The sequence below is a fragment of the Chryseobacterium elymi genome, from assembly GCF_003385495.1.
Classification (GTDB): Bacteria; Bacteroidota; Bacteroidia; order Flavobacteriales; family Weeksellaceae; genus Chryseobacterium; species Chryseobacterium elymi.
In genome coordinates this window covers 76,055-82,054 of sequence record NZ_QNUH01000016.1, presented here as the reverse complement: position 1 = coordinate 82,054, position 6,000 = coordinate 76,055, and the positions used below count along the sequence as shown (strand labels likewise).

The following is a 6,000-nucleotide window of genomic DNA, read 5'->3' as shown; positions in this document are numbered from 1 at the left end:
AAAGAAATATAGGCAAATATAAAGCAAGAGCTAAGCCAATAGTCTCTAAAAATCAAAAGAATAGCTTGTGATAGTTTACTAACTTAATGACATTGGGCTAAAGCCCGCTTCTATTGATAAAAAATGCTCTAAATTCCATATAAAAACAGTGACAAAAATTGACCTATTCACCATTCACCATTCACTTTTTACCACTTCCTCCATTTATATTTCTGAAATTGAACTTTTTAATAGATATAAGCTAAATAAAACATATCTTATAAACCGACAAAAATCACTAAATTTGCAGACTTAATTAATCAACGATATTGAGATATTTACAATGAGCCAATTTAAAGAATACAAAAACCTCAACCTTATTGACGTAGCCGAGAATGTAGCGGAATTTTGGAAACAGAATAAAACGTTCAGTAAAAGTGTTGAGATTCGCGAGGGTAATGCCGAGTTTGTTTTTTATGAAGGTCCGCCTTCAGCAAACGGTATGCCCGGAATTCACCACGTTATGGCCAGAGCATTAAAGGATATTTTCTGTCGTTTCCAGACGCAGAACGGGAAACAGGTTTTCCGTAAAGCGGGCTGGGATACACACGGACTTCCTGTGGAACTGGGCGTAGAGAAAGAATTAGGAATTACGAAAGAGGATATTGGCAAAAAAATCTCTATTGAAGACTACAACAAAGCCTGCCGTGAAGCGGTAATGCGATATACAGACGTATGGAATGACCTTACGGAAAAAATCGGATACTGGGTAGACCTTGAGGATCCGTATATCACGTATAAATCCAAATATATGGAGACGGTTTGGTGGTTACTGAAGCAATTGTATGATAAAGAATTATTGTACAAAGGTTACACGATTCAGCCTTATTCTCCGAAAGCCGGAACAGGACTATCTTCCCACGAGCTGAATCAGCCGGGAACGTACCGTGATGTTTCTGACACAACGGTTGTGGCACAGTTCAAAGCGAAGAAAGAAACTTCTGAACTGTTCAGTGATGTGGATGGAGATGTACATGTTTTAGCATGGACAACTACTCCATGGACTTTACCTTCCAATACAGCACTTGCAGTAGGGAGAGATATTGAATATGTTTTGGTTAAAACATTCAACCAATATACCTTTGAACCTATCACCATTATATTGGCAAGGGTTCTTTTACCTAAAGTATTCGGTAAGAAATATACAGAAGGTACAGATGAAGATTTTGCCGGTTATACTGCAGAAAGCAAAGTGATTCCTTTCAAAGTGGTCAAAGAATTCACCGGAGAAAAACTGGCCGGAACCCAATACGAGCAGCTTATCCCTTGGTTTACACCTAATGACTCCCCTGAAAAAGCTTTCAGAGTGATCATCGGAGATTTTGTAACCACTGAGGACGGTACCGGTATCGTTCACATTGCCCCTACATTTGGTGCTGATGATGCGAGAGTAGCTAAAGAGGCAGGAATTCCTCCCATGTTGGTAAAAGACGGAAACGACAATCTGGTTCCGTTGGTTGACCTGCAGGGTAGATTCATCAAAGGAGAAAATGTACCTGAAGTATTTTCAGGAAAATATATCAAGAACGAATATTATGACGACGGAACCGCTCCTGAGAAATCATGGGATGTGGAACTGGCGATCGTTCTGAAGACAGAAAACAAAGCCTTCAAAGTAGAAAAATACGTTCACAGTTACCCACACTGCTGGAGAACTGACAAGCCGGTATTGTATTATCCGCTTGATTCATGGTTTGTGAAAATGACCGCTGTAAAAGACAGACTGGTTAATTTAAACAAGGAAATCAACTGGAAGCCGAAAGCTACCGGAGAAGGACGTTTCGCGAACTGGCTTGAAAATGTGAACGACTGGAATTTATCCCGTTCAAGATATTGGGGTATTCCGTTGCCAATCTGGAGAACGGAAGATCTTAAAGAAGAAAAGATTATAGGATCTGTAGAGGAATTATACAATGAAATAGAAAAATCTGTTGAGGCAGGATACATGAAAGAGAATCCGTTCAAAGGTTTTGTAATAGGAAATATGTCCGAGCAGAACTATGAATTGGTTGATCTTCATAAAAATGTGGTGGACAAAGTAATTTTGGTTTCGGATTCAGGAAAAGCAATGAACCGCGAGAGTGATCTTATCGACGTTTGGTTTGATTCAGGGTCTATGCCTTATGCACAACTGCATTATCCTTTTGAAAATAAGGAAATGATCGACAACAATAAAGCATTCCCTGCTGATTTCATTGCAGAAGGTGTTGACCAGACGAGAGGTTGGTTCTATACCCTTCATGCCATCGGTACTGCTGTTTTTGATTCGGTTGCTTATAAAAATGTGATGAGTAACGGTCTTGTTCTGGATAAGAACGGGCAGAAAATGTCAAAACGTTTAGGAAATGCTGTAGATCCTTTCGAAACACTTTCCGTATACGGTCCGGATGCTACCAGATGGTACATGATCTCGAATGCAAACCCTTGGGAAAACCTGAAATTCGACATCGAAGGAATTGACGAAGTGAGAAGAAAGTTCTTCGGAACCCTTTATAATACGTACTCGTTCTTTGCATTGTATGCCAATGTGGATGGCTTCAATTATGCAGAAAAAGAAGTGGAAAACCGTCCTGAAATCGACAGATGGATCCTTTCTGAGCTTAATCTTTTAATCAAAGAAGTAAAAGCATTCTACGAAGATTACGAACCTACCAGAGTAGCCAGATCCATCAGCACATTTGTGAATGATAATCTGAGTAACTGGTACGTAAGACTGTGCAGAAGACGTTTTTGGAAAGGAGATTATTCTGATGATAAGGTTTCGGCTTACCAGACTTTATATACATGTCTTGAAACAGTGGCGAAATTATCCGCGCCTATTGCTCCGTTCTTTATGGATCAATTATATCAGGATTTAAATAAGGTAACAGGAAAAGAAAACTGTGAATCTGTACACTTAACGGATTTCCCTGTAGCTAATGAAAGTCTGATCGATCAGGATCTGGTAGAAAAAACACATTTGGCTCAGAACATCACGAGCATGGTTTTCTCCCTGAGAAAGAAAGAGAACGTTAAAGTTCGCCAGCCCTTACAGAAAGTATTGGTTCCGGTTCTGGATGCGAAAACTGAGGAGCAGATTTTAGCCGTTGCGGACCTGATCAAGCAGGAAGTGAACGTGAAAGAATTACAGTTGATTAATGCAGAAGAAGCATCGCATTTAATTGTAAAGCAAATCAAGCCGAATTTCAAAGCTTTAGGTCCTAAATTAGGAAAAGATATGAAAACGGTAGGCGGAGAAATTGCGAATCTTAATACGGAACAGATTGCCAGCCTTGAAAAAGAAGGAAAAATAGATATTCAGGGGTATGAGATCACCCTTGATGATGTGGAAATCTCTACAAAAGATATCCCGGGATGGACAGTAACTTCAGACGGGAAAACAACTGTGGCATTAGATTTGACGTTAACAGAAGAATTAAAATCTGAGGGTATTGCAAGGGAGTTCATCAACAGAATTCAGAACCTGCGAAAAGAGAAGGACTTTGAACTGACGGACAGAATTAAAATCTCCATTGAAGAAAACTCACCTTTCATTGAAGATGTTAAGAAAAATGAGGAATATATTTCATCTGAGGTCTTGTCAAATAAAATAGAAATTGTATCTTCACTTTCAAATTTTAACGAAATCGAAATAGATGAGGTTAATTTTAAGATAAATGTCGAAAAAAATTAACATATAGTTATTGTATTTCAAATTCCATTTCATAATTTTATTAAAAAAGAGAAAAGAATATGTCAGACGAAAGAGTAAGATACAGCGATGCTGATTTACAGGAATTTAAAGCTATCATAAGAGAAAAAATAGAAAAAGCAGAAAGAGATCTTCAGCTGATCAGAGAAAGCTTCATCAATGACCAGAATAATGGTACAGACGATACTTCCCCTACATTCAAAGCTTTTGAAGAAGGAGCAGAAACGCTGAGCAAGGAGCAGAACTCTATATTAGCAGGACGCCAGGAAAAATTTGTGCGTGATCTTAAGAATGCTTTGATCCGAATCGAAAATAAAACCTATGGTGTATGCAGAGTGACAGGAAAGCTGATCCCTAAGGAAAGACTTTTAGCCGTTCCTCATGCTACGCTGAGCATTGAAGCGAAAAATATGCAGAAATAAACCGTTAAGGTTTGTAAAAATATTATTGGGTTTATATCGTATTCACGGATACTTTATAAACCTAATTTTTAATGTATACCCATGAGCGAAGTATTAATTTTAGCAATTATTGTTGCTGCAGTTTTACTGTTTTTCAATAGAGAATGGATCAAAAACAGATTCTTTCCTGACCGGCAGAAGAACTACACCATTGATGATCAGTTTAATTCTGATAAACGTGAAAGGGAAAAAGAAATTGACAGAATTTTGAGTAAAATGGGCAAAAACGGCGTTAATGACCTGTCTGCAAAAGACCGGAAAAGACTCGATGAGCTGTCCAAAATGTAACATTTAAAAAGAAAAGAAAATGGAATCTATCATAGTACATCCTAAAAACCCTATGGAACTGAGTGCACTGAAAAGTGTTTTAAAAGATATGAACATCAGATACGAGCGTGCTCAGACCAAAAACACGTTCCATACAGAAAAGGTAGCCAAGAAAATCTTCGACAAGAAAAATTCTGAGAAACCTTCTAAACCAAAAGGACAGTAATGAAAAAGATCTTAGCTATAACATTTTTAGTATTGTTAATTGATCAGGCTTCAAAAATTTACATCAAAACCCACTTCAATCTGGATGACAGTGTTACTGTTTTCCCAGGCTTTAAACTGACTTTCGTAGAAAACCCGGGAATGGCTTACGGGCTTCATTTCGGAGGCATTATCGGTAAATATTTTCTGGTGATCCTTAGACTTTTCTTAATTGGAGGAATGGTTTACATGTTCAAGAAATGGCTGAAACAGGGAGCTTCCAACTATCTTCTGATTCCGATGGCTATTATTTTTGCCGGCGCTATCGGAAATATCATTGACGGAATGTTTTACGGACTTATCTTCGACAGCGGAACAGTTTACGACCCAAGCATCGACCGCTGGATAGGCTACGGAGGAGTTTCAAAGTTTGTCCCTTTCGGACAGGGTTACTCTGCTTTTATGAAAGGCTGCGTAGTGGATATGCTTCACTTTCCTTTGGTCGATTGGTATGTTCCTGATAATATCCCTTTGATTGGTGGTAAACACCTTGAATTCTTCAAGTATATTTTCAATGTGGCCGATTCTGCTATTACGGTAGGAGCTGCTTTATTATTAATATTCAGAAAAAAAGCTTTTCCTAACGGGCTTGAGTTTTAAAAACAGTATTCCGGATGAAAAAAGTAATTAAAAATATTTTTAAAATTTTCCTGCTGCTTTTTGTAGCGGGAATTATTTTTATAGCCTGGGCTAACTACAGCATCAGAAAAGAAAGCAGTGCTTTTGTTTCTTATAAGATCTCTGATGTCCCTGAAACGAAAGTGGCTTTGCTACTGGGAACCGGTAAAACATTAAGCAGCGGATTGCCTAACGCCTATTTTTACAACAGGATTCAGGCTGCTATAGATCTGTATAAAAGTGGCAAAATCAAGTACATCATCGTAAGCGGAGACAACAGCACTAAAGATTATAATGAACCGGAAGATATGCAGCTTAGTCTAATGCAGTACGGTATTCCGAAGGATAGGATTATCATGGACCATGCCGGATTCAGAACCCTGGATTCTGTAGTCAGGGCTAAAGATATTTTCGGACAGCATAAACTTGTGATCATTTCACAGAAATTCCACAATGAAAGAGCTGTTTTTCTGGCTAAAAAAAACGGAATAGAAGCTTTCGGGTATAATGCTAATGATGTAAATAAATACGCCGGCTTAAAGACCAACCTCAGAGAGTATCTTGCCAAAACAAAAGTTTACTGGGATCTTCTTTTCGGGGTTCAGCCGAAATTCGGAGGAGAAAAGATCATGATTCCCTGATCTTATCATTCCCCGGCCA

The 6,000-nt window shown here is 38.4% G+C and carries 6 protein-coding genes; all 6 read left to right on the top strand.

Annotation, left to right across the window (positions count from 1 at the left end; genetic code table 11):
- Positions 1 to 322: 322 nt before the first annotated feature.
- The 6 genes from ileS (at position 323) to DRF60_RS16320 (ending at position 5,981) form a co-directional block, all read left to right on the top strand.
- Positions 323 to 3,712 carry an isoleucine--tRNA ligase gene (gene ileS / locus DRF60_RS16345; RefSeq protein ID WP_116013121.1) on the top strand — a complete coding sequence of 1,130 codons (3,390 nt, stop codon included), beginning with the start codon at positions 323 to 325 and terminating at the stop codon, positions 3,710 to 3,712.
- 59 nt (positions 3,713 to 3,771) lie between these two features.
- A complete protein-coding gene (locus DRF60_RS16340; RefSeq protein ID WP_048505480.1) occupies positions 3,772 to 4,152 on the top strand; it encodes a TraR/DksA family transcriptional regulator in 381 nt (126 codons plus the stop codon).
- Between the two features lie 81 nt (positions 4,153 to 4,233).
- Entirely contained in the window at positions 4,234 to 4,479 is a 246-nt protein-coding gene (locus DRF60_RS16335) for a DUF6576 domain-containing protein (protein ID WP_116013118.1), read from the top strand.
- A 19-nt stretch (positions 4,480 to 4,498) separates the two neighbouring features.
- The gene (locus DRF60_RS16330) at positions 4,499 to 4,684 is read left to right on the top strand and encodes a DUF2683 family protein (RefSeq protein ID WP_111958618.1); all 186 of its coding nucleotides are present in this window, start codon (positions 4,499 to 4,501) and stop codon (positions 4,682 to 4,684) included.
- A complete protein-coding gene (locus DRF60_RS16325; RefSeq protein WP_116013115.1) occupies positions 4,684 to 5,322 on the top strand; it encodes a lipoprotein signal peptidase in 639 nt (212 codons plus the stop codon). The genes DRF60_RS16330 and DRF60_RS16325 overlap by 1 nt, the downstream gene beginning before the upstream one ends.
- Positions 5,323 to 5,336: 14 nt before the next feature.
- Positions 5,337 to 5,981 carry a SanA/YdcF family protein gene (locus DRF60_RS16320; protein ID WP_116013112.1) on the top strand — a complete coding sequence of 215 codons (645 nt, stop codon included), beginning with the start codon at positions 5,337 to 5,339 and terminating at the stop codon, positions 5,979 to 5,981.
- The last annotated feature ends 19 nt before the right edge of the window (positions 5,982 to 6,000 follow it).

Bases quoted from the DNA above. Each gene is read 5' to 3' on its own strand.
- DRF60_RS16340 (WP_048505480.1), top strand. From the start codon at position 3,772: ATGTCAGACGAAAGAGTAAGATACAGCGATGCTGATTTACAGGAATTT.
- DRF60_RS16335 (WP_116013118.1), top strand. From the start codon at position 4,234: ATGAGCGAAGTATTAATTTTAGCAATTATTGTTGCTGCAGTTTTACTG.
- ileS (WP_116013121.1), top strand. From the start codon at position 323: ATGAGCCAATTTAAAGAATACAAAAACCTCAACCTTATTGACGTAGCC.
- DRF60_RS16320 (WP_116013112.1), top strand. From the start codon at position 5,337: ATGAAAAAAGTAATTAAAAATATTTTTAAAATTTTCCTGCTGCTTTTT.
- DRF60_RS16330 (WP_111958618.1), top strand. From the start codon at position 4,499: ATGGAATCTATCATAGTACATCCTAAAAACCCTATGGAACTGAGTGCA.
- DRF60_RS16325 (WP_116013115.1), top strand. From the start codon at position 4,684: ATGAAAAAGATCTTAGCTATAACATTTTTAGTATTGTTAATTGATCAG.